The following is a 22,239-nucleotide window of genomic DNA, read 5'->3' as shown; positions in this document are numbered from 1 at the left end:
TTATTTCCTTAAAGGCAATTGAATGATGAACTCGGTGTGCGTTGGCCAGCTATTACACTCAATGCGTCCTTTGTGCTGATTAATCAAGTTTTGCGCGATCGACAAGCCTAAGCCTGTGCCGCCTTCGCGACCTGTGACCATAGGGTAAAATAAGGTGTCTTTCAGTTCGTTAGGAATACCGGGTCCGTTATCAATAATGCGAATCTCCGCGGCTAAACGAAAGCGTTGACCATGAATCGTGACTTGAAATACGGTGCGGGTAATGATCTTTATTTCGCCATTTTCGGTTTCAGCAAGGGCTTGCACCGCATTTTGTAAAATATTCAAAAAAGCTTGCTGCATTTGCTCTTGCTGCATTTCAAAGTCAGGGATACTGGGATCGTAATCCACCTTGATCTTAACGTTGTCGCCTTTGGTTAACTCGACTAAACGGCGCACTTTTTCTAATACGCTGTGAATGTTGTGAATTTCTTGCTGACCGGGACACTGTGGCCCGAGTAAGCGGTCAACTAAATTGCGTAATCGGTCGGCTTGTTCAATGATGATTTCGGTAAATTCTTTTAACTCTGCTGAAGGCAGCTGTTTCTCTAATAGTTGTGCCGCACCACGAAGGCCGCCCAACGGATTTTTTATTTCATGAGCTAAGCCGCGAACTAGCTCTTTTGCGGCTTGTTGTTGCGCATGTTGATAAATTTCTTGGCTTATTTTTTTTTGCTGGTCGATTTGGCGCATTTCGACCAAGGCATACACAAAGCCTGACTGATAAAAGGGGGTTGCCGTTAGTTCGACTAACACAGCCTGCCCGTCAATCACTAAAGTCACTTCATTGTCGGTAAAGCCATGACCTGAATGCAGGGTCTTTTGGATCAGCTCAAAATTTAATGAGGTATGTTCAAGCAGCTGATCAAAGCGTAAACCTGTTAAGCGTTTAATGCTTTGCGCCAGCAATTGTTCTGCCGCTGGGTTGGCATAGGTGATTTGCAGCGTTTCATCGAGTAAAAAAACGGCAGAAACTAAGTGCTCTAAAAGCGCTTCGGCTTGTTGACTGGATTGCAATGGCTCACCTTTTTTGTCTTTGCATCATTTTGGTGCGTTAGCTTAGGGCAAGCTCAGCTACACACCAGAATACAAAGACGAAAAGGTGATGTAGATCGAGCTAGCGTGATGCGCGGCGTAAATGTACGGTTATGATTTCAGATGATGCAATTATCTTGCCGTTTTTATCAATAAGTTGAACTTGTAAGCTGTGACTACCGCGATCGATATTCGTCGCTAGTAATGTGGTGGATTGATGCTTTTCACCAACTGGGGTACCGTCGATCAGTAACTGTAAGGTTTGGCCATCTTCAAAAGCCGGGGTGACATTGGTCACTACGCTAATATTACCCGTGTTATCAATAATCGTACTGTCGTGTTCAGGTGAGGTAATGCTAGCTTGATACTTGGTGTTAGACTTTGCAGCGACAGGTAAAGGTTTGGCACTGGTGATACTAGTGGGAGGAGCTGGAATTTTATGACTAGGTGAGATATTGATACGCACTTTTTCCGCACCATTTACTTTTTTGTCGGAATAGTGGGTGACACCATCTTTGTCAACCCAACGATACACAGTGTCGGTTTCGTTCGCTTGCAACGTTAAAGTATAAAAACTGAGTATTAGAAGTAAGTATTTCATTATTGCATCCTTTCTGCTTAACGCTGAGTTTGTCCTATGCGCAAAAATAAGGCAAGTAAGCAGCTGATACAAATGTGACTAATACAAAAAAACCCGCTAAAAAGCGGGTTTTTATTCAACTTAATACTGTCTCTTATACAGAGTAGTAAAGTTGGTATTCTAGTGGGTGTACTTCCATGTTAACACGCTCGTGCTCAGCGCCTTTAAGGCCGATGTAAGCATCGATGAAGTCATCAGAGAATACGCCGCCAGCAGTTAAGAACTCACGATCTTTATCAAGTGCAGCTAGTGCCTCTTTTAGTGAGTAAGCAACTTGTGGAATGGCTAGTGCTTCTTCAGCTGGTAGATCGTAAAGATCTTTATCCATTGCATCGCCAGGGTGGATTTTGTTTTTGATACCGTCAAGGCCAGCCATTAGTAGCGCAGAGAACGCTAAGTATGGGTTAGCTGTTGGATCAGGGAAACGTACTTCAATACGACGTGCGCGTGGTGAAGGTACTACTGGGATACGGATTGATGCTGAGCGGTTACGTGCAGAGTATGCAAGCATTACAGGTGCTTCAAAGCCTGGGACTAGACGCTTGTACGAGTTAGTAGAAGCGTTAGTGAAAGCGTTGATAGCGCGTGCGTGCTTGATAATACCACCGATGTAGTAAAGAGCCATTTCAGACAGGCCGCCATATAGGTCACCTGCGAAAAGGTTTTTACCGTCTTTTTGTAGAGACTGGTGCACGTGCATGCCGCTACCGTTGTCACCAACAAGTGGCTTAGGCATAAAAGTAGCTGTTTTTCCGTAAGCGTGCGCTACGTTATGAACAACATACTTGTAGATTTGGATTTCGTCAGCTTTAGATACTAAAGTGTTGAAACGACAAGCAATTTCGTTTTGACCAGCAGTTGCAACTTCATGGTGATGCGCTTCAACAACTAGGCCCATTTCTTCCATGATTAAACACATAGCGCTGCGGATGTCGTGTGAAGAGTCAACAGGTGCTACTGGGAAGTAACCGCCTTTAACGCCTGGACGGTGACCTGTGTTGCCGTCTTCGTATTCTTTACCCGTGTTCCATGCTGCTTCTTTGTCGTCTACTTTGTAGAAAACATTACCCATTTCTGTACCGAAACGTACGTCATCAAATAGGAAGAATTCTGGCTCTGGACCCACTAATACTTCTTCAGCAATGCCTTCGCTACGCATGAAGTCTTCAGCACGACGAGCGATAGAGCGAGGGTCACGGTCGTAACCTTGCATTGTGTCTGGTTCTAGGATGTCACAACGAATGTTAAGCGTAGTTTCGTCAGTGAATGGGTCGATAACAGCAGTAGATGCGTCAGGCATCATTACCATGTCAGACTTCTCGATGCCTTTCCAACCAGCGATTGAAGAGCCGTCGAACATTTTACCTTCAGTAAAGAAGTCTTCGTTTACTTGATGGTGAGGGATAGAGATATGTTGCTCTTTTCCTCGTGTATCAGTGAAACGTAAATCTACGAATTTAACATCATGCTCTTTGATTAGAGCTAATACGCTTTCTGCGGACATGCTTTATAACCTCCGGTGTCATCAATAATGATGGCTTGTAGTAAATAGACAAACTAACTGGTTTTGCTTAATGCTAAAAGCGTGCCAAATTTGTCATCCCTTGCAAATCAGGCTTTAAGGTGACCTTTAAAGCCCATCTTAAATGATTTATGCTCCAAAATGGTGCGTTGCTGGATCTTTGTGGTGCAACATGACCTCACCGCGCATTTGGGCTTGTTATTAATAACAGATGGTGCTCGGTTGAGCAATTCAGACCCCTTTAGTTAAGCTGTAAATGGTTAAATAAATATGTAATGACGATTTATCTTAGAAATTTGGCATAAATCGCTGGCTGCCATACCTAGGGTGGTAATAGTGGTGGAAATGGTTATTGGCCCAGTAAATAAGGGCTGCTTTTGCTGCACTTGGCTAAACTGTGCTGATAAAAGGGATTTAAAAAGTGGCTTTCTTCTGCAGTGACGGCTAATTTATTCGCTGAAATGTCCGTTAATCCCTCTATTTTTTGCTTTGTTATGAAATGTGATCGCATTAAAACTATTTTATTTGACAATTGATCTATACAATAACGCCGAAATTTTATCCAAACCAATTTTGAGGCACTAAGCTGTGTTAGAAAAATTAAGAAATATCGCAATCATTGCGCACGTTGACCATGGTAAGACTACTCTGGTTGATAAATTGCTTCAACAATCTGGCACTGTAGTGAGCCGTGGCGACGCTGAAGAGCGTGTAATGGACTCTAACGATCTTGAAAAAGAGCGTGGTATTACCATCCTAGCTAAAAACACTGCTATCGAATGGCATGATTACCACATCAACATCGTAGATACTCCTGGACACGCCGACTTCGGTGGTGAAGTAGAGCGTATCTTGTCTATGGTTGACTCAGTTTTACTACTGGTTGATGCAGCTGATGGCCCAATGCCTCAAACTCGTTTTGTAACGCAAAAAGCATTTGCTCAAGGTCTTAAGCCTATTGTTGTTATCAACAAAGTAGATAAGCCAAGTGCTCGTCCTGACTGGGTTGTTGATCAAGTGTTCGATCTATTCGATAACTTAGGCGCGACAGACGATCAGTTAGATTTTAAAATTGTATACGCATCAGCACTGAACGGTTTCGCCACTCTAGATATTGATGAGCCTTCAGATAACATGGAACCTTTGTTCCAAGCTATCGTTGATAATGTCTCTGCACCGGATGCTGACCCTGAAGGTCCATTCCAAATGCAAATTTCTCAACTTGATTACAACTCATACGTGGGTGTTATTGGTGTTGGTCGTGTTGCTCGCGGTAAAGTGAAAGTAAATCAGCAAGTAACGGTTATTGGTGCCGACGGTAAGACTCGTAACGGTAAAGTAGGTCAAGTTTTAGGTTATCTTGGCCTTGAGCGCCATGATGTTGAAGAAGCGAAAGCTGGCGACATTATTGCGGTATCTGGTTTAGGTGAGCTGAAAATTTCTGACACTATTTGTGACCAGAACAACGTTGAAGCCCTACCAGCCCTGTCTGTGGATGAGCCAACAGTTACGGTAACCTTCCAAGTAAACAACTCGCCGTTTGCTGGTAAAGAAGGTAAATACGTAACTTCACGTAACATCCTTGAGCGTTTAAACAAAGAGTTAGTCCATAACGTTGCGCTTCGCGTTGAAGAAACCGATGATCCGGATAAATTCCGCGTATCAGGCCGTGGTGAACTTCACCTAGGCATTCTAATCGAAAACATGCGTCGTGAAGGCTACGAGTTAGCAGTTTCACGTCCAGAAGTTATTACGCGTACTGTTGATGGTGAGCTACAAGAACCATACGAGACTGTAACGATCGATGTTGAAGAAGAGCATCAAGGCTCTATTATGGAGCAAATTGGCTTACGTAAAGGTGAGTTAACCAATATGTCTCCAGATGGTAAAGGTCGTATCCGTATGGACTTCCTGATCCCGAGCCGTGGCTTAATTGGTTTCCAAACTGAATTTATGACATTAACGTCAGGCTCAGGTTTGATTTACCATACTTTTGATCACTATGGCCCGCACAAAGGTGGCATGATTGGTCAACGTAAGAATGGTGTACTCATTGCTAATGCAACGGGTAAAGCATTGACCAACGCCTTGTTTAACTTACAAGAGCGTGGTCGTATGATGGTTGAGCACGGCACTGAAGTTTACGAAGGCATGGTTATCGGTATTCATAGTCGCGACAACGACTTAACTGTTAACGCTCTGAAAGGTAAGCAGCTAACTAACGTTCGTGCATCTGGTACTGATGAAGCGCAAGTGTTAACGCCAGCAATCAAGATGACGTTAGAGCAAGCGATGGAGTTCATTGATAACGATGAGCTTGTAGAAGTGACGCCTGAGTCAATTCGTATTCGTAAGCGTTACCTGACTGAAAACGAGCGTAAGCGTATGTCTCGTGCTCCGAAAGATGCATAACTAACACTCAGCGTTAGTGTTAACTGAAAACCGACTTTGTTAAGTCGGTTTTTTTATGCCTGCAATTTGGTTTGTTTAAAGAGATATTCCGCTGAAGTTGCAATTATATCGGCCTCAAAGAGGCCGTTTTAGGATTAGACTAAAGCGAAATTAGCCTGCTGTTAATTGCGCTAATTGTAGGCGTTGATATTGTTTTGCTGAATCGCTAATCTTGCCGCTATCACCCGTCTCTAGCCATTTTTTAATGCGACCGGCATCGCCAACGGGGGTGCGTTTACCGTAAGAATTTAGCATCACCATTACCATTTGCTTGCCTTTCAGCTTAGTTACCATGACTAAACAGCGACCTGCTTCATTAAGATAGCCTGTTTTGCTTAGGCCTACCTGCCACTTATTACTGCGTACAAGCACGTTCGTATTGGTATAACCAAGTACATATTTGGGTTTGCTAAAGTTTGCTGTGTGGGTGGCTGTGGTACTGTATTGTCGGATGAGAGGGTAGTTATAAGCTGCCGTTACTAGTCGACTTAAATCCCGCGCAGTGGATTGATTAAGAGGTGACAAGCCGGTTGCCTCAACAAACTGTGAGTGCTCCATACCTAGAAGTTTTGCTTTGGTATTCATGGCCTTAACAAAGGCGGTATAACCGCCTGGATAGGTGGCACCGAGTGCCGCAGCGGCTAAGTTTTCTGACGACATTAATGCAAGGTGAATCGCTTCACCGCGGCTGATTTGCGAGCCGGTTCGGATCCTAGAGTGGCCATATTCAATGAGTGCACGATGCGCTTTGGTGAAGGTTATTTTTTCCTTTAACGATTGGCCAGAATCTAAAATTACCATGACGGTCATTAATTTGGTTATTGAAGCAATGGGCATTAAGGTGTCAGCATTTTTGGCGGCGATAGTTTTGCCCGTTTTGTAATCGGATACATAGGCACTTACCGAGGCTAATTGCAATTTGCTTGGATTCGGTGCTGCGTGAGCCGAGAATGAGAACAACGAGAATAAGCTTAAGCCGACAAACAGATATCGAAACACGGTGTGCGCCCCTAGATTAGTAAAAAGCTGAGCTTTTCATACTTCCTAGGGGCTGACAAGCGCTAGCCTGCCTTTACTTATATTATTTCGTTACTAGAAGGATCTACACTTCTAGCCACATAGGGACAGCAAAGGCGTTGTTTTTGTTTGACAGTCAGTTGTGTGGGAAGCGTGACGGTGAATTGTTACACCTAAATTGGCGAATTTACCGATCAGGTTTTGATAACCGCGGTCTAAATGATGGATATCTGAAATATCTGTATGCTCGGTTGCAATCAGTCCAGCCAGAATAAGTGCGGCGCCTGCACGTAAGTCACTGGCTTTAACAGGGGCGCCAGATAAATTAGGTGTTCCAATAATACTTGCTGTATTTCCTTTCACGCGGATATTGGCGCCAAGGCGGCACAATTCTGCGACATGTTGAAAGCGCTCGGGATATACAGTATCCGTCACTTGAGATACGCCAGCTAAGCTGACACACAGTGTCATCCATTGAGGTTGTAAATCAGTGGCGAATAATGGGTAAGGTCCAGTTTTAATAGAAATGGGTTTCAAAGCTCGTCGTTGAGCGTCTAAGGTAATACTGTCATCTTCACAGTAAACTAAGGCCCCTGTTGCGGTTAAACTATCAATTAGGGCAGTGAGGTGTGATGGTTGTACTTGTTTAACGGTCAATTTACCTTTGGTGATAGCCGCTGCTATTAAGTAAGTTCCAGCCTCAATGCGGTCTGCAATAGCATCAATTTCTGCAGCCTGTAACTCAGCCACGCCCTCTATCACTAAGGTATTGCTGCCTTTACCAAAAATTTGCGCGCCCATGGCGTTGAGCTGATCCACTAAATTATCTATTTCTGGTTCGATCGCGGCGTTAAACAAGCGCGTTGTGCCATCGGCTAATACTGCTGCTAGTAATAAGTTAACCGTTGCGCCGACAGATGAGATTGGAAAAGTAAAATCAGCCCCTTTTAGCCTGCCTGCATGGGCGTGAATATTACCGTGAGAAAGTTCTACCTTGGCTGAGAGGGCTTGCATACCTGCAATGTGTAAATCAACCGGCCTTGGCCCCCAGGCACAACCGCCAGGCAATGCCACACTGGCTTGACCAAGGCGAGCCAATAACGGGCCGAGAACATAAATAGATGCGCGCATTTTAGTTACTAAATGATACGGCGCCTGATAACCATCGCACTCTCGGGTATCTATCGTTAGGCGTGAGCCTTGCAGCTCAACCTTTGCACCAAGATAGCGCAACACGTCCGCCATGGTATCCACATCATCAAGTTGTGGCACATTATTGATAATTGAAGTGCCACGACAAAGTAGAGTGGCAGCCATTAGAGGAAGCACGGCATTTTTTGCGCCGGAGATAATGACATCACCTTGCAGTGATTGGCTAGCGGGTACTTGATAAACTTCTTTCATCACATTTGCTCTGATTAATTAAGCGGTATTAATAAGTTAACCTGTTAATCTGGCAATATTTGGGAGCAAAAATGACGAATTATGGCAAGCAGGAAAGAAAAATCAGCCGCCTTTTTGACGTGGCGGCTGAAGGAGAGTGCTTAAATTGCGGTCCAAACTAATTCTTCACCGGCAAATTGCGTCGCTGATGATTGCTGATCATAGATGCCGTCATTATCTTCATCAAGAGAGAGTAAGTAACTCACCCCTTGCTGTTCGATCTTAAGCTTGCTGTTGTCACCTGATAGTATCAAGGCTTCTTCAACCACAGAAAGACTTACAGCTCCTTCTAGACTATGAACAATCGTGCCACTGGCTGCGGTTGGTAACATGCTATTGCCGCTATAAGTTAAGCTGACAGTTTTACTGGTGATGCTGATACCGGTTTGATTCTCAGTACGCACCAAATCTTGTTTGATGGTGAAAAAGCTATCTCCTTGTCCATCCATCAAGATGGAAAATTTACCCTGAAGGGTATCATCAAAGGCTTGATAGTTGTTGAGTGAACTAGGTGCCATTTTTAGGTTAAACGCATCATAAGCGATAGCAATAGCTGTGCTGCTACCCTCCATAAGATCAAAGCTAAACTTGCCATTTAATGCCATATCGGCATTCATTTTACAGCTGTTAAAAGTAAATGAGGCCTTTTTTCCTTCATTGGTCATCGCGTAAACTAAATCACCGCTGAGTGGACAAGCGTCACTGCCTGCTAGATCACTTTGGCGCCCCTGAGCACTACTCGTTAATTGATTTTCAAATTGGCGAACTAAATTTAACGAACTCGTGCCCAAGCTGCCACTACCAATGGTAGCTTGGCTTAATACTTGTGCGTTGGTGGTATTGATGGCAGCCTGAGCCGAGGGGGTTGTCACAGTTGTTGTAGTTGCCGTTTCATCACTACCGCTGCCACCACCGCCACAAGCGGTTAATGTTGCTACAGAAAGGGCGATGCATATAAGCGATTTGCGAGCCGATAACATAATATAAAATTCTCAAGGTGAAAGAAAAAATCCATTATACTGTAAAGAGATAGTGTTGTTTGTGACTTTTTTTTGTCTTTTTTGTCTTTGATCAAACAATCAAATATCAGTTCGTTATTTTCCAGGGAAGCATCAAATGCTAAATACACGCAAAGGTTACCAGCAACAGCTTGCTTTATGCGGCCGACACGGCATGGCGTTCGCAATTTACCTGTTTTATCGCTCTCGTGAAGATCGGGTTAAGGTGACGGCAGGCTATCTCGCTTATGTCACTCTATTATCTCTGGTGCCGATGTTGGCGGTGGTGTTTTCGGTCATGTCGGCGTTTCCCGTATTTCAAGAAATGCAGGGGCTCATTGAAGACTTTGTATACAGTAATTTTGTGCCCGCGGCAGGTGATGCTGTAAGGGAAAACATGAATGGTTTTATTGCCAATACCAGCGAAATGACGGCGATGGGGATCGCGGCTTTAATGGTTGTTGCACTACTATTGATTTCTGCTATTGATCAAAACCTTAATCACATTTGGCGGGTGAAGAAAAAGCGCAACATAGCCAGCGCCTTTGCGATGTATTGGATGGTGTTAACCTTGGGGCCAGTGATTGTGGGCTCGAGTATTGCGATGAGCTCGTATGTGGTTTCAATGAACTTTATTACGGATCCTGATTTAATTACTCATGGGCAAAAAATGCTCGCGTTATTGCCACTGCTTATTTCTACACTCATGTTTTTAGGCGTTTATACTTTAGTGCCTAATATTAGAGTGAAAGTTCGCCATGCTATTGTTGGCGCGTTGGTGGCAGCAATACTGTTCGAGCTATCAAAGAAGGGTTTTGCTTTCTATATTACTCAGTTTCCTTCCTACGAGGCGATTTATGGTGCGCTAGCCGCCATTCCAATTTTATTTGTTTGGATTTACCTAAGTTGGACCATAGTGTTATTTGGTGCTGAGCTTACCGCTGCGTTGGGGGATTATCCTGGCCTGATGGTACTAGATAAAAAGCAGTCAACGACGCCCAATGAGGCTGCTGAGCTGCCGCCGATTGAATATAAGGACAATTAATGAAAACACTCTACCCTAACATTCAGAGCTATGCCCAATATCAAGTGCCTGTGAGTAAAATACATTCTTTATACGTTGAAGAATCAGGCAATCCTAATGGTATTCCGGTGTTGTTTATTCATGGTGGTCCGGGTTCAGGTTGCAGTGCTGAGAGCCGTCGATTTTTTGACCCTGAGCTTTATCGAATTGTGGTGTTTGACCAGCGTGGCTGTGGTCGCTCGACGCCACACGCCAGCTTGGAGGAGAATAATAGCCAAGCCTTAGCGTCTGATATTGAAGTAATTCGCCAGCATCTTGGAATTAATGCGTGGCTGCTATTTGGTGGCTCTTGGGGCAGTACGCTGGCTCTTTTGTATGCTCAGGCTTATCCTGAGCGTGTTACTGGCCTGATTTTACGTGGCATTTTCTTATCTCGCCAGCAAGATTTTGACTGGTTATACCAACCCGATGGCGGTGCTGCGCAAGTTTTCCCTGATTACTATCAAGAGTTTGCCGCGCCCTTAGGTCATGAATTAGCTATCGAAAATAGGCTGGGGCAATATTACTCATTATTAACTTCCAATAATGAGCTAGAACGTTTAGCAGCAGCAAAAGCTTGGTGTATATGGGAAGGACGCATTAGCACCTTGCATGCTAAAGAGGATGTTTCTGACATCTATGGCGAGCCTCATTTAGCGCTCTCAATGGCACGTATATCGGCTCACTATTTTGTTAACAATAGCTTTATCAAGCAGCCCATATTATCGCAAATGGAAAAGATCGCGCATTTACCGGCTATGGTGATCCATGGTCGATACGATATGGTCTGCAAGCTAGAAAATGCGACTAGCTTAGTTGAACATTGGCCTAGTGCGCAGCTGCAAATTGTGCCAAATGCTGGTCATAGTGCAATGGAAACAGGTATGATTGACGCCTTGTGTAAAGCAACTTCGGCTATGGCTAAAATTATATATGATCGCTCTCATTCAACGAGTTAGCAGCGCTAGCGTTACTGTAGAACAGAACATCACTGGAGAGATTGGGCAAGGTTTATTAATTTTACTTGGCGTTGAAAAAGGCGATGATGCCGCTAAAGCTAAACGCTTGTGTGAAAAGGTGCTGAGTTATCGCGTGTTTAGCGATGCGCAAGGCAAGATGAATTTGAATGTGCAGCAAGTGGGTGGCAGTGTTTTAGTGGTATCACAATTTACTTTAGCTGCGGATACTAAAAAAGGCACTCGACCTGGCTTTTCTCGTGGCGCCGATCCCACTGAAGCTGAACATTTGTACGATTTATTCTCTGACTATTGCCGCCAAACAGGCATTAACACCCAAAACGGCGTGTTTGCCGCAGATATGCAAGTGCAGCTTAACAACGATGGGCCGGTTACTTTTTGGCTTCAAGTTTGAGTGCTGAGTTATGCGCTATAGTGGCTCAACAATATTGAAGCACGTTATGGCACCAGTCTTTTTAAAATGGGTAGCTTGGCCAAAGCCATGGTCGCTAACAGAGATATAGCAAGCACGCAAATGGTCAATGCAGGAATGGCCAACCAGTTGCTGGCAAAAAAATCATAGTAGCCATTGCTTATTTCTCGTACCGGAATGAGAAACAATGGGTGAATTAAGTAAATACCTAAGCTGTACTTGGATACTAAACTTACCCATTGACGCCACCTTCCGGTAATACGCTCCCCATAGGTTTGTGCTAGCACAAACAACATGCCAGCAATAATGACTGTATTCAGGCTTTTATAACCCATAAAAAAGATGTGATATTCACCATGTTGATGGCTTAAATACCAAGTGCCGAAAAAGTTAAAGGTGAGCATCCCCAAGCCCGCAGCGAGCCAAAGGGGCAGCTCGGCGCTGTTATCACGATTGAACAAGTACCAGCCCAGTAATAGGTAACCACTGTAAAGAAGTAAGTTTTCTCGTAAGAAGCTCTCAACATTTAACCAGTGCATCAGTGTTAGTAGTAACCACGCCGCCAGTAATAATTTGAATCGTTCCGGGTTGATGACCCGTAGCAGTGGAATTAATAAAGGAATGACAAAGTACAAAGGAATGAAATCGTAGAAAAACCAGAGGTGATACCAAACCGGAGTATTGGTGGCGGCTTCAACTAGGTCCACGGTTTTATCTTGTTGCCAGCCGCCATTGCTAAAGCCGCCGGCAAAGGCGTAGATAAGGCTCCAAATTACAAATGGTATCGCCACCTTAGCGAGGCGACGATGTAAATAGTAACCACAATCAAATTCACGCTTATCCGACAGTAGCAAGGCTCCACTTATTAGCATAAATACCGGCACGGCCCATCGCGTTAAACTGTTAATCCCCGCTGCTGCTAACCACTCAAAATCTGGAATTTGACCATACAAGTACCGCCACGGACCTAAGACATGGATCGCAACCACCGCGAACGCAGCGCAACAGCGTAATAAGTCGAGATAAAAAATGCTTGGACGAACACTAGTAGAGGTCATAACTCAATTTATTTGCTGAGTGAAACTAATAAGTGTCTTTATGGTAAACCATAACAGAATTATCTCGTTAATATTTCTACAATTTCACGCGTATTTTTGATGATCTTGACTGTATCGCTTTCAATCTCTACCCATTCATATATATCGTCTTTTTTGCCAGGGCGTTTAATGCCATAGTGATACAGGTCGAGGTCTAGTATCTCACCGCGATGTAGCTTTTTTTGCCAGCCAGGTGGCAGCTCGCCACCTCGCTCGACTTTCTTTTCTAACCCTGGAGGTAAGGGTTTGTCTTGTTTATCATTTTTGGCCTGAGCGACACTAGAAAGTAATACCGCAATAACAATTGTAATGAGCCGTATGTTCAATATGTTCATCATTGTTTTCCTAACGTGAAACCAACTGGATAATGAGAGCTTTAATGTGAGAAAGCATGGCATAGGCGTAAGCTTTTCACGAATTAAACTTGTTTAATTTTATATCCGCTTGAGCTGCAACCATTTTGCGCTAACATAGTCTAACTCCATCGAATCGATGTTCTTCATAATGAGGTTTGCTCTATGAGATCTACTCTGGCATTTTGTCGCCGTTTTATTATTTTATGCATTGTGGTTACTGCGCCCCTTCATGCACAAGTGGTCACTAGCCCCAATGACGATCGCGCTTATAAGGTGATCACATTAGATAATCAGCTTGAAGTATTGCTTGTGTCCGATCCTGAAGCTAAAAACAGTGCCGCCACTATCGCAGTGCCGGTGGGCAGCATGCACAATCCAGACACTCAGTTAGGCTTAGCCCATTACCTAGAGCATATGCTGTTTTTAGGCTCAGAGCGCTACCCAGAAATAAACGACTATAGTAAGTTTATGCGCCTCAATGGCGGTTATACCAATGCTTATACCGCGCAAGACAAAACGGTTTATGGCTTTGAAGCTAATGACAAAGTGTTTGCTGAAGCGCTCGACCGCTTAGGTGACGTAATGCGAGCACCGCTACTCGATGAGCATTATGCCGATAAAGAGCGCAGTACGGTAAACGCTGAGCAGCAAACCTATAAAGGGCAAGATGCGCGTAAACTGTATGCTTTAGAGCGCTTTACGTTAAATCCCAATCACCCAATGTCGCGTTTTAGCACAGGTGATCTAAACACCTTAAAAGACAAACCAAACAGTAAGTTACAAGACGAGTTGGAAGGCTTTTTTAACGCATACTACAGTGCAAACCTTATGAAGGCGGTACTGTATGGGCCACGCGACCTAGTCGCTTTAGAAAAGCTAGCCAAGCAGTATTTAACGCAAATTCCTAATCGTAATGCTGAACAACCAAAAATTTTACCTCCCTTGGTTACCGCTAATGAATTGGGCATCGAGGCGAGCTTAAAACCTAGCTCAGACATTAAAGTACTAAAAATGAGCTTTGTGATGCCCAGTGTCGCCGAGTTTTATCCTTATAAGCCGGGCTATTATGTTTCGCGTATTTTAGGCTCTGATCGTGCGGGTAGCTTATCGGATTACTTGCAAAAGGCGGGTTTAATAGAAGCGTTAATGGCCGGTTTTGATGATAATTACGGCCCGAATGATAGTGGTTTAACGGTGCAATTTCAGTTAACGGATGCCGGCCTTGAACAGCAAGATAAAATTATCGCAGCGACCTTTGCCTATATTGATTTAATCAAGCAACATGGCGTGAATGAAGCGCAATATCATGCCTTAGAGCAAAGCTTAAAAAATAGCTTTGCTTACCTACCAAAAAGTGGCGGCTTTAATTACAGCATGTCGCTGGTGGCCAATATGCTTATGCTACCAACGGATGAGATTATCTATGCTGGCTTTCGTTTAGATAGCTTCAATCCTGAATTGGTACGACAAGTATTAAGTTACTTAACGCCTGAGCGGGTGCGTTTATTTGTTGCTCACTCGGGAGTGGTTGGTGACCAAGTGATGGAATCTTATGGTGATAGCTACAAGGTAGCAAAAATCCAATCGGCGCGCATGGATAAGTGGCGCAAACAAGCCCCAGAGCTGATGAAAAAAATGCATTTGCCGGAAGGTAATCGTTGGTTACCCGAAGATGAAACCATTGTTAAAGCAGAGCATCAAGAACAAGCGGTTGAGCTAGTTAAGTCACCAGGTCTGTCTTTATGGTTTAAACAAAGTCAATTTTACCAAGAGCCTAAAGGCAGTATTGCGTTAGAGCTAAATAACAATTTGCTTGACCAATCTGCGCAGCAGCGCATGGCGGGCGCGATTCTAGATGTGGTTTTGGCCAAGCAACTAGTAGGGCTGAGTTATGAAGCGGGTGAAGCCAACCTATCACTCAGTGTCAGTACTAGCGATGGTCTCATGTTTACTACAGGCGGCTTCACCGATAAGCAAAGCGAATTAATGCTGACCTTGATGGATACGGTGAAGCAAGCCACTTTTAGCCAGCAAGAGTTAGATTTAGCGAAAACAGAAGTTCGTCGTCAAATTGAGAATAAACTCAAAGGCCCGACCATGTCATTGGCGTTTGCTGAGTTTCGTAATTTAGTCCGTCTGCCAGCTTGGTCTGATCAAGACTTATTAGGGGCCTTAGACAAGGTTACCCTGGCTGAGCTAACCAAGCTGCGTAACGATATGTTTAGCCAAAGTGGTGTGCGAATGCTGGTATTAGGCAACTTTACCTCTAAGCAAGCCATTGCGCTGCAAAAAGAAGTGGTTAAACGAGCGCCAGTTAATGCTAAGCCGTTTTATAAACTCACTCGAGTGAAGCCGGAAACTAAGCGCCGCGTTACTTGGTCGGCTGCCAGTGAGATGGGCGATGCTGCATTAGCGCACATTTTTGTTTCGACTAAAGCCGGCGAGGCGGGGCAAGTTCAAGCCGAGTTACTTAATAAAATTGCTTATTCAGACTTCTATGATTTGATCCGCACGCAAGAACAGCTGTCTTACTCGCCTTTTACAGCCAGCTTTCCAATTGATGACTACGCCGCGTTTGGTTTGTTTACGCAAAGTCCAGAACAAGGGCCGAAGCATTTGCAACAGCGCTATGAATACTTTGTTCAGCAATTTGCGAAAAAGCTTGCCGATTATGATCAAGTTGAGTTTGATAAGATTAAGCAAGCCTATATTGCCAACTTTCAGAAAAAGCCAAGTAATTTAGACGAAGAGTTTGGTTATATCCAGGGGTTATGGAGTGAGCAAAAAGCCGATCTAAATAGTAAGGCTAAGCGTTTGGCACTCATCGAGCAGACCACCTTGAAACAGGTTCAAGACTTGTTTAAAGAGATGGTGCTGGGATCAAATAATGAGCAATACTTGATCCAAGTTCGTGGTAGCCAATTTTTAGAGTCGCCACTAGGTGAGCTAAAAGGTTCAATGGATATTCCGGATTTGCGGACTTGGCAAGCAAAAGCGAAGGGACAAAGTGGTGCTCAATAGCCAGCCATGAAATACGAAATTTTAGCGCTCAAGGGATACTTGAGCGCTAGTGCTTATTGAATGCCTAAGAATATGGCACTGCGCGTTTTATAATATCCCACAAGTAGTCGCTAAATTGATGGCCGTGATTCGCCAACATTTGTGGGAACATTGACGTTTTTGTCATCCCTGGGAACGTGTTGATCTCATTTAGTAAGATTTCGCCTTCCGCGGTAAGAAAAAAATCAATCCGCGATAAATGTTTCAACTTCATGCCTTTAAATACTGTGATTGCATAAGCCTGCATCTGTGCCACCTGCTCAGCTGAGAGGTTTTGCGCCACCACTTGAGTGAGCGAATGGCTGTCGGCGGCGTATTTTTCTTCATAGGTGTAGAAGGTGTTATCAGGGCAAATAATCTCGCTTGGTACGGTAGCAATCACTTCACCTTGGTACTCGTAAGCGGCAATTTCTAGTTCGCGCGCCTTAATGGTTTTTTCGACCAGTACATAGTCTGAAAAAGTGAAAGCTTGACTGAGCTTATCTGATAATTCTGATTTATCGTTAACCGCGTAACATCCCACTGATGAGCCCTGTGATGCGGCTTTAATAAATACGCTGCCCCAATTATCAAATGCTTGCTCCACTTGATTTAAGGTGTCAGCGTTTAGCTCGGTTAGAAATAACGATGGTGTATTTGCTACACCTAGTGCATCAAACCACATCTTTGAACTGATTTTATTGAAACACAGGTTGTTTGCTTCGGGACCACAACCTAAGTAGGGCAGTTTGATTAACTCAAAGTACGATTGGATAGTGCCTGTTTCACCAGGGTGGCCGTGAATACAAGGAATAACGAAATCAATAGCAATCGCTTCGCCTGAGCTTAGTCGTAGCTGCTTGTCCATGTTGAGCTGGCATGGGGCTTGTTGGCTATCTAAAAACTGCCCGGTTTTACTAATGACCACTTGTTGTAACTGAATTTCTGGTCGTTGTGATAACTGCTGTGCAATAAAACTAGCTGAACGCAGTGAGACTTCGTGCTCTGAGCTTTCACCACCAGATAGCAGTAATACGTTTATTTTATTCATATTCACCTTTTTTCAATCACAGCATTGAATCACATCGCTGGGTCGTCATTTTTCAATGCCAACAACCCCTTTGACGCAGGATTTTACCTGTCGTGCTAAACGCTGGCTAGCCTTTGAGTGAGTAAAGTGAGATGTATTGACAGAGGTAGCAGAGTGGTACAATTGTTTTAGTATATCGCGCCAGATTACGCTAAATTAGAGCGATTGTTTAAAGGACTAAATACACCATGTCGGCAGCTTGGCTTCAAAGACCCGCTTATTTGTTATCAGTAACCATGTTATTGATGACGCTTGCTGCCTCATCGTCCGCTCAGATAAATGCTAATGGTGTATTAGTTTGTAGTCAGGCTGGATTTTACAGTGTTAGCTTGGCTGATGATGGCACGACTCAAGCTGGCTCATATTGCCCTTTGTGCGTGACTGGCGCCTTTGTTTTCCTGCCGTTACAACACCCTACTTTTGGTAAGAGGTTGGCTGCTTCTTACCTTGCTTGGCAACGTTTGGCTGCGTTGCCTGCTGTCGCTCCAACATTTTCAATGTGGCCTTTTACTCGTGCCCCACCATGGAAGGGACGTTAGTTTTGGTCAAATTGAGGATCGACAAGGGTGGCCCCCTTGTCGATTAATTTTATTGTTAATATTGTCGCTCCTACTTTGTCTCTCTCCTTTATCTAAGCAAAGCCGCCATTTTCATGTTGATGCAAAAAATGCAGTTGGGTGCGTTTCTGTTAGTATATGTAGCATTTCTTACCGTCTACCTTATTATTTGGTCCAGCCAAGTTAAAGATAGCGGGCAAAGTCAAAGTTCTTGCTAGCTTGAAGGCTTAAAATATCCACAGTTAGAGCAATTTTTTGGAGTGATTATGCAGTGCCACCGTGTTAATGAAGTGATTGAACTACTACAACCTTACTGGTTAAAAAATGCCGAGCTAAGTTTAGTAGAAGTATTGATTCAGTTAGCGCAAGCGGCTGGGTATGAAGGGGAGCTGGAAGCTATTCCCGATGATTTAATTATTTATCACTTAAAAATGCTAAACAGTCCCGATGGTGAAATGATCCCTGGAATTAAAAAAGACTGTGAAGATGATTTTAAGACTGCGTTGTTAAAGGCGCGTGGTTTAGTTAAATGATGTGATTTTGTAACACCAATAATGGCTGCTAAAAAAATCAATAAGGCCATTATTGAAACATGAGCAGTGTTTATAGATGCTATATAAGGTGTGAGTAATGGACCGCAAAATAGATGTCAAAGATATCTCAGAGAAAGCAAAACCTGGACGTAAAACCCACAAAGCCAGTGTAGATAGGTTTGACCCAAGTAGTACCATTTATGTACGCAGTGTAAAAGGGGTTTATCAGCGTTTAAGAAAATTTATGGGCTGGTTTTTATTACTGTTATTCATTGTATTGCCTTTAATTCCTTGGGGTGATCATCAAGCGATTTTGTTCGATATTGAGAATAACCGCTACCATATTTTTAACCTGACTATTTTTCCACAAGACCTCACTTTGTTAGCTTGGATTTTTATCATTGCTGCGTTTGGTTTGTTTTTCTTTACCACTTATCTTGGCCGAGTTTGGTGCGGCTACACTTGCCCACAAACGGTATGGACCTTTATTTTTATTTGGTTTGAAGAGTTATTTGAAGGCAAGGCGAATAAACGTAAGAAGCTCGATGAGTCGCCTTGGGATGGAAATAAGACTTGGCGTAAAGCGGCCAAACATATCTGTTGGTGGTTAGTCTCACTGATGACGGGCTTAGCCTTTGCCAGCTATTTTGTACCCGTTTATGAGCTTTATACTTCGTTTTTTACCTTAAACGCGAGTTTTGCACTGACCTTTTGGGTGTTGTTTTTTTCTACCTGTACCTACATTAATGCAGGGTGGATGCGCGCGATAGTGTGTACTCACATGTGCCCATATGCTCGTTTCCAATCGGCAATGTTTGATAAAGATACCTTTATTGTTGGTTATGATGCGAAACGAGGTGAGTCGCGTGGTCCGCGTTCACGTAAGGCCGATCCCAAGGAACTCGGTTTAGGCGATTGTATTGATTGTGATTTGTGTGTGCAGGTGTGTCCAACCGGTATCGATATTCGTGACGGTTTACAGTATGAGTGTATTAACTGCGGTGCATGTATTGATGCCTGTGACCAAACCATGGAGCGCATGGGGTATGAAAAAGGTTTAATAGCCTATACCACAGAGCATAAACTGACTGGAGCAAAAACAGATATCCTGCGGCCGAAAATTATTGGTTATGGTGTGGTGTTGTCTTTAATGTGTGGTTTGTTCGTTTGGAATTTATTGACCATTAAAGCCATTGGTTTTGAAGTATTACGGGATCGCAATGCGCTGTACCGTGAAACGAATGAAGGATTAGTCGAAAACGCTTACACCTTCAAAATAATTAATAAAACCATGGAAGAGCAGGAATATAATCTGTCTGTTACCGGTTTGCCTGAGCCTGTTTGGTCTGGCCCTACCGCGGTCAGAGTAGCGCCTGGGGAAGTATTTACGCAGCCTATAAGTATTGCCGTTGATCCGTATGAGTTGGAGAAGTCTATCTTACCTATTCAGTTTACGGTGCAAGATACCGACAGTGATGAACAAATTCAGCAAGAAAGTCGTTTCTTTAGCGGTGGCCGCTAATGACGCTAATGGTTGATTTTGCTTATTCAGCATTAACGCCCGATTTGATCTTAGATGCCATTGAATCCGTTGGCATCTATCCCGAATCTGGCTTACTGGCGCTCAACTCTTATGAGAATCGAGTCTATCAGTTTCGTGGTGAGGGGCTCACGCGCTATGTGGTGAAATTTTACCGCCCACAGCGCTGGAGTCGTGAACAAATACAAGAAGAGCATGACTTTAGCTTTGAGCTTGCCGAAAGCGAAATCCCTGTTGTGGCACCAATGCGTTTCAATGGCGAAAGCTTGTTGGAGTATCAGGGCTTTCTTTTTAGTATTTTCCCTAGTGCGGGAGGACGCGAATTTGAGGTGGATAATCTAGAGCAGCTAGAATGGGTCGGGCGTTTTATGGGACGAGCGCATCAGCTGGCAAAGGCAACGCATTTTCAGTATCGGCCGACTATTACCGCTCTGTCTTATCTACATCAGCCTCGTCAAGTATTGTTTGATTCTGGCTTTATTCCTGACTATTTGCATACTTCATTTTTCACTGTATTAGACCAGCTGATTGCAGAGTGTACTCGCCAGTATCAGCCTAAATCTTTAATCCGTTTACACGGTGATTGCCACCCCGGCAACATTTTGTGGCGTGATGGTCCGATATTTGTTGATTTAGACGACAGCCGAATGGGGCCGGCGGTGCAAGACTTATGGATGATGCTGTCTGGCGATCGTCAAGAGCAGTTATTGCAATTAGATGTGTTGCTCGAAGGCTATAGCGAGTTCTGTGAGTTTGATAATGATGAATTATCGTTAATAGAGCCGCTGCGTGCTATGCGCATGGTGCATTATATGGCATGGTTGACTAAACGCTGGCAAGACCCTGCTTTCCCACATAATTTTCCTTGGTTTAATACCACGCGTTATTGGGAAGATCAGGTGCTTGCTCTAAAAGAACAATTGGCACAATTGAACGAGCCGGTGCTCTCATTATTGCCTCATTACTAAACTGAAACATGGATGATTCAAAAGGAAATAAAATGAAAAAATACCTATTGATTTTGGCAGCATTAGTGATGTTGCCGTTAAGTGCCCAAGCCGCCAAATACGAAGAAGGCACTCATTACGAAATTGTCAAAGAAGTGGGCACTAAGCAGCCTGAAGTGCTCGAATTTTTCTCGTATTTTTGTCCGCATTGCTACAAGTTCGTCCCCTTTATGGACGAGATTAAAAAGCGCGCCCCTGAAGGCGTGAAATTTAAGCAAAATCACGTAGAGTTTTTAGGCAGTGATATGGGCCCTGAAATGGCGCGTGCATTTGCAGCAGCAGAGCTACTTAAAGTAGAGCCTGAGCTCTCAGCTGCTATGTTTGCCGCTATTCACGATCAACGCCGCCCAATGACCAATCGCGATGATATTAAAGCTGTATTTGAAGAGATTGGCGTGGCGGGGGCAAAATTTGATTCGGCAGCTAATAGTTTCCCTGTGAACGGTATGCTCAAGCAAATGCAACGCAACACCGAAGCGTTTAAAATTCGTGGCACACCTGCCGTTGTGGTTAATGGTAAGTATCTAATCAAGTCTGGCTCGGTGCGCAGTATTGAAGAATATTCTGCGTTATTGAACTACTTGCTTGCCCAAGTTGAAAAGTAAGCGCCACCACCTTCTAACGAACCGCCTTCGGGCGGTTTTTTTATATCTGTTACTACGATATGGGCGACCGGCTAGTAAGGTGAATGTTAGAAAGCTCAGAACAAGGTACCTTCAACACTGTTAAGCGTGACCCATAGCAAGAACCAAGCATTACATTATTCAATTTAATGAAGAGCTTGGCTATCGGGAATCCGGTTTCAAAGTCATCGATGGAGGGTGAGCATGGTATTAGTTTTCTATGAAAACTAATTAGCCCTAGTTTGGATAATCAGAATAGTATATTTTTACTACAAAAACGCGGTGGATATATCCCTATACGCTTTGCGTTTTCATCCCTGAAAACGAAATTTTGCAGTAAAAACATACTGTATCCTCTCGCAATAAGCTTAAGCAAAACTGAGCTTAATTAACCCGAATTCTGGATAAGCCAGCAGCATTTTTTCACAAAAACAGCAAATAGACACAAACAAGAGCTCGTAAATAAAAATTATATCGCTAGCGTGAGTAGAGCTGGGTCAATGAGAGCTTTAGGCGATGTTTATTGCTGGGAGAGTTGCTGAAGATAAGGGCGTCGGAACGGGAATAAAAAATCCTTTTCCGGTGAATGGGCCTACAGCGGGGGAAATGGGTGCGACTGAGATCAAATAGTGAGAATACGAAGAAAAAAATCCTTTTCCGGTGAATGGGGCTACAGCGGGGGAAATGGGGGCGACTGGGATCAAATGGTGAGTATACGAAGAAAAAAATCCTTTTCCGGTGAATGGGCCTACAGCGGGGGAAATGGGGGCGACTGGGATCAAATGGTGAGTATACGAGGA

Annotated in this window: 19 protein-coding genes; 10 read left to right on the top strand and 9 right to left on the bottom strand. The window is 43.9% G+C overall.

What is annotated here, in order from left to right; translation table 11 throughout:
* From glnL to glnA, 3 genes are all read right to left on the bottom strand, one after another.
* A complete protein-coding gene (gene glnL, locus Q4519_RS14960; protein ID WP_232803860.1) occupies window positions 1–1,056 on the bottom strand; it encodes a nitrogen regulation protein NR(II) in 1,056 nt (351 codons plus the stop codon).
* A 100-nt stretch (window positions 1,057–1,156) separates the two neighbouring features.
* Complete coding sequence (locus Q4519_RS14955; RefSeq protein ID WP_232803861.1) at window positions 1,157–1,675, bottom strand: DUF4124 domain-containing protein; 519 nt, start codon at window positions 1,673–1,675, stop codon at window positions 1,157–1,159.
* Window positions 1,676–1,808: 133 nt separating this feature from the next.
* On the bottom strand, window positions 1,809–3,218 hold the full coding sequence (glnA, locus tag Q4519_RS14950) for a glutamate--ammonia ligase (protein WP_232803862.1): 1,410 nt from the start codon (window positions 3,216–3,218) through the stop codon (window positions 1,809–1,811).
* A 606-nt stretch (window positions 3,219–3,824) separates the two neighbouring features.
* Here glnA and typA point away from each other — a divergent pair.
* Entirely contained in the window at window positions 3,825–5,648 is a 1,824-nt protein-coding gene (typA, locus tag Q4519_RS14945; RefSeq protein WP_232803863.1) for a translational GTPase TypA, read from the top strand.
* Window positions 5,649–5,798: 150 nt separating this feature from the next.
* On the opposite strand, the gene pbpG is transcribed toward typA, so the two are convergent.
* From pbpG to Q4519_RS14930, 3 genes are all read right to left on the bottom strand, one after another.
* Entirely contained in the window at window positions 5,799–6,686 is an 888-nt protein-coding gene (gene pbpG / locus Q4519_RS14940; protein ID WP_303513584.1) for a D-alanyl-D-alanine endopeptidase, read from the bottom strand.
* A 111-nt stretch (window positions 6,687–6,797) separates the two neighbouring features.
* Complete coding sequence (gene murA, locus Q4519_RS14935; RefSeq protein WP_303513581.1) at window positions 6,798–8,108, bottom strand: UDP-N-acetylglucosamine 1-carboxyvinyltransferase; 1,311 nt, start codon at window positions 8,106–8,108, stop codon at window positions 6,798–6,800.
* A gap of 140 nt (window positions 8,109–8,248) precedes the next feature.
* Entirely contained in the window at window positions 8,249–9,127 is an 879-nt protein-coding gene (locus Q4519_RS14930) for a hypothetical protein (RefSeq protein WP_303513579.1), read from the bottom strand.
* 136 nt (window positions 9,128–9,263) lie between these two features.
* Here Q4519_RS14930 and Q4519_RS14925 point away from each other — a divergent pair, with 136 nt between their 5' ends.
* The 3 genes from Q4519_RS14925 to dtd are packed head-to-tail and all read left to right on the top strand — an operon-like array spanning window position 9,264 to window position 11,579.
* The gene (locus Q4519_RS14925) at window positions 9,264–10,190 is read left to right on the top strand and encodes a virulence factor BrkB family protein (protein ID WP_282561190.1); all 927 of its coding nucleotides are present in this window, start codon (window positions 9,264–9,266) and stop codon (window positions 10,188–10,190) included.
* Complete coding sequence (gene pip / locus Q4519_RS14920; protein ID WP_303513575.1) at window positions 10,190–11,167, top strand: prolyl aminopeptidase; 978 nt, start codon at window positions 10,190–10,192, stop codon at window positions 11,165–11,167. Before Q4519_RS14925 ends, pip begins: the two co-directional genes overlap by 1 nt.
* Window positions 11,142–11,579 carry a D-aminoacyl-tRNA deacylase gene (dtd, locus tag Q4519_RS14915; RefSeq protein ID WP_232803753.1) on the top strand — a complete coding sequence of 146 codons (438 nt, stop codon included), beginning with the start codon at window positions 11,142–11,144 and terminating at the stop codon, window positions 11,577–11,579. Before pip ends, dtd begins: the two co-directional genes overlap by 26 nt.
* 44 nt (window positions 11,580–11,623) lie before the next feature.
* On the opposite strand, the gene Q4519_RS14910 is transcribed toward dtd, so the two are convergent.
* Both Q4519_RS14910 and Q4519_RS14905 read right to left on the bottom strand, forming a co-directional pair.
* Window positions 11,624–12,655 (bottom strand): acyltransferase, encoded by a 1,032-nt coding sequence (locus Q4519_RS14910; RefSeq protein WP_303513571.1) that lies wholly within the window; start codon window positions 12,653–12,655, stop codon window positions 11,624–11,626.
* A 59-nt stretch (window positions 12,656–12,714) separates the two neighbouring features.
* A complete protein-coding gene (locus Q4519_RS14905) occupies window positions 12,715–13,029 on the bottom strand; it encodes a hypothetical protein (RefSeq protein WP_303513568.1) in 315 nt (104 codons plus the stop codon).
* Window positions 13,030–13,212: 183 nt separating this feature from the next.
* On the opposite strand from Q4519_RS14905, the gene Q4519_RS14900 reads away from it, so the two are divergent.
* Window positions 13,213–16,071 (top strand): insulinase family protein, encoded by a 2,859-nt coding sequence (locus Q4519_RS14900; RefSeq protein WP_303513566.1) that lies wholly within the window; start codon window positions 13,213–13,215, stop codon window positions 16,069–16,071.
* Between the two features lie 64 nt (window positions 16,072–16,135).
* Here the strand turns inward: Q4519_RS14900 and Q4519_RS14895 are convergent, their stop codons facing one another.
* Window positions 16,136–17,140, bottom strand: a complete 1,005-nt coding sequence (locus Q4519_RS14895) for a D-alanine--D-alanine ligase (RefSeq protein ID WP_303513563.1) — start codon at window positions 17,138–17,140, stop codon at window positions 16,136–16,138.
* 227 nt (window positions 17,141–17,367) lie between these two features.
* Here Q4519_RS14895 and Q4519_RS14890 point away from each other — a divergent pair, with 227 nt between their 5' ends.
* The 5 genes from Q4519_RS14890 (at window position 17,368) to Q4519_RS14870 (ending at window position 21,421) form a co-directional block, all read left to right on the top strand.
* Window positions 17,368–17,718 (top strand): hypothetical protein, encoded by a 351-nt coding sequence (locus Q4519_RS14890; RefSeq protein WP_303513561.1) that lies wholly within the window; start codon window positions 17,368–17,370, stop codon window positions 17,716–17,718.
* Between the two features lie 284 nt (window positions 17,719–18,002).
* Window positions 18,003–18,269, top strand: coding sequence for a YihD family protein (locus Q4519_RS14885; RefSeq protein WP_232803747.1), 267 nt, complete (start codon window positions 18,003–18,005; stop codon window positions 18,267–18,269).
* A 97-nt stretch (window positions 18,270–18,366) separates the two neighbouring features.
* Window positions 18,367–19,791: a cytochrome c oxidase accessory protein CcoG gene (gene ccoG, locus Q4519_RS14880; protein ID WP_232803746.1), complete on the top strand. Its 1,425-nt coding sequence runs from the start codon at window positions 18,367–18,369 to the stop codon at window positions 19,789–19,791.
* 8 nt (window positions 19,792–19,799) lie between these two features.
* On the top strand, window positions 19,800–20,777 hold the full coding sequence (locus Q4519_RS14875; protein WP_232803758.1) for a serine/threonine protein kinase: 978 nt from the start codon (window positions 19,800–19,802) through the stop codon (window positions 20,775–20,777).
* Between the two features lie 32 nt (window positions 20,778–20,809).
* Entirely contained in the window at window positions 20,810–21,421 is a 612-nt protein-coding gene (locus Q4519_RS14870) for a thiol:disulfide interchange protein DsbA/DsbL (RefSeq protein WP_303513557.1), read from the top strand.
* Window positions 21,422–22,239 lie beyond the last annotated feature (818 nt).

It is taken from the genome of Motilimonas sp. 1_MG-2023 (assembly GCF_030547455.1).
In the GTDB taxonomy this organism is placed as follows: Bacteria; Pseudomonadota; Gammaproteobacteria; order Enterobacterales; family CBDFNC01; genus Motilimonas.
Note: the sequence above shows the minus strand (reverse complement) of the source record. Positions and strands in the feature narration are given on the sequence as shown.

Coding starts and splice junctions, on each gene's coding strand:
- pip (WP_303513575.1), top strand. CDS start 10,190: ATGAAAACACTCTACCCTAACATTCAGAGCTATGCCCAATATCAAGTG.
- Q4519_RS14900 (WP_303513566.1), top strand. CDS start 13,213: ATGAGATCTACTCTGGCATTTTGTCGCCGTTTTATTATTTTATGCATT.
- Q4519_RS14925 (WP_282561190.1), top strand. CDS start 9,264: ATGCTAAATACACGCAAAGGTTACCAGCAACAGCTTGCTTTATGCGGC.
- Q4519_RS14905 (WP_303513568.1), bottom strand. CDS start 13,029: ATGAACATATTGAACATACGGCTCATTACAATTGTTATTGCGGTATTA.
- Q4519_RS14885 (WP_232803747.1), top strand. CDS start 18,003: ATGCAGTGCCACCGTGTTAATGAAGTGATTGAACTACTACAACCTTAC.
- glnA (WP_232803862.1), bottom strand. CDS start 3,218: ATGTCCGCAGAAAGCGTATTAGCTCTAATCAAAGAGCATGATGTTAAA.
- Q4519_RS14930 (WP_303513579.1), bottom strand. CDS start 9,127: ATGTTATCGGCTCGCAAATCGCTTATATGCATCGCCCTTTCTGTAGCA.
- Q4519_RS14870 (WP_303513557.1), top strand. CDS start 20,810: ATGAAAAAATACCTATTGATTTTGGCAGCATTAGTGATGTTGCCGTTA.
- Q4519_RS14955 (WP_232803861.1), bottom strand. CDS start 1,675: ATGAAATACTTACTTCTAATACTCAGTTTTTATACTTTAACGTTGCAA.
- murA (WP_303513581.1), bottom strand. CDS start 8,108: ATGAAAGAAGTTTATCAAGTACCCGCTAGCCAATCACTGCAAGGTGAT.
- Q4519_RS14895 (WP_303513563.1), bottom strand. CDS start 17,140: ATGAATAAAATAAACGTATTACTGCTATCTGGTGGTGAAAGCTCAGAG.
- ccoG (WP_232803746.1), top strand. CDS start 18,367: ATGGACCGCAAAATAGATGTCAAAGATATCTCAGAGAAAGCAAAACCT.
- Q4519_RS14890 (WP_303513561.1), top strand. CDS start 17,368: ATGTCGGCAGCTTGGCTTCAAAGACCCGCTTATTTGTTATCAGTAACC.
- Q4519_RS14910 (WP_303513571.1), bottom strand. CDS start 12,655: ATGACCTCTACTAGTGTTCGTCCAAGCATTTTTTATCTCGACTTATTA.
- dtd (WP_232803753.1), top strand. CDS start 11,142: ATGATCGCTCTCATTCAACGAGTTAGCAGCGCTAGCGTTACTGTAGAA.
- Q4519_RS14875 (WP_232803758.1), top strand. CDS start 19,800: ATGGTTGATTTTGCTTATTCAGCATTAACGCCCGATTTGATCTTAGAT.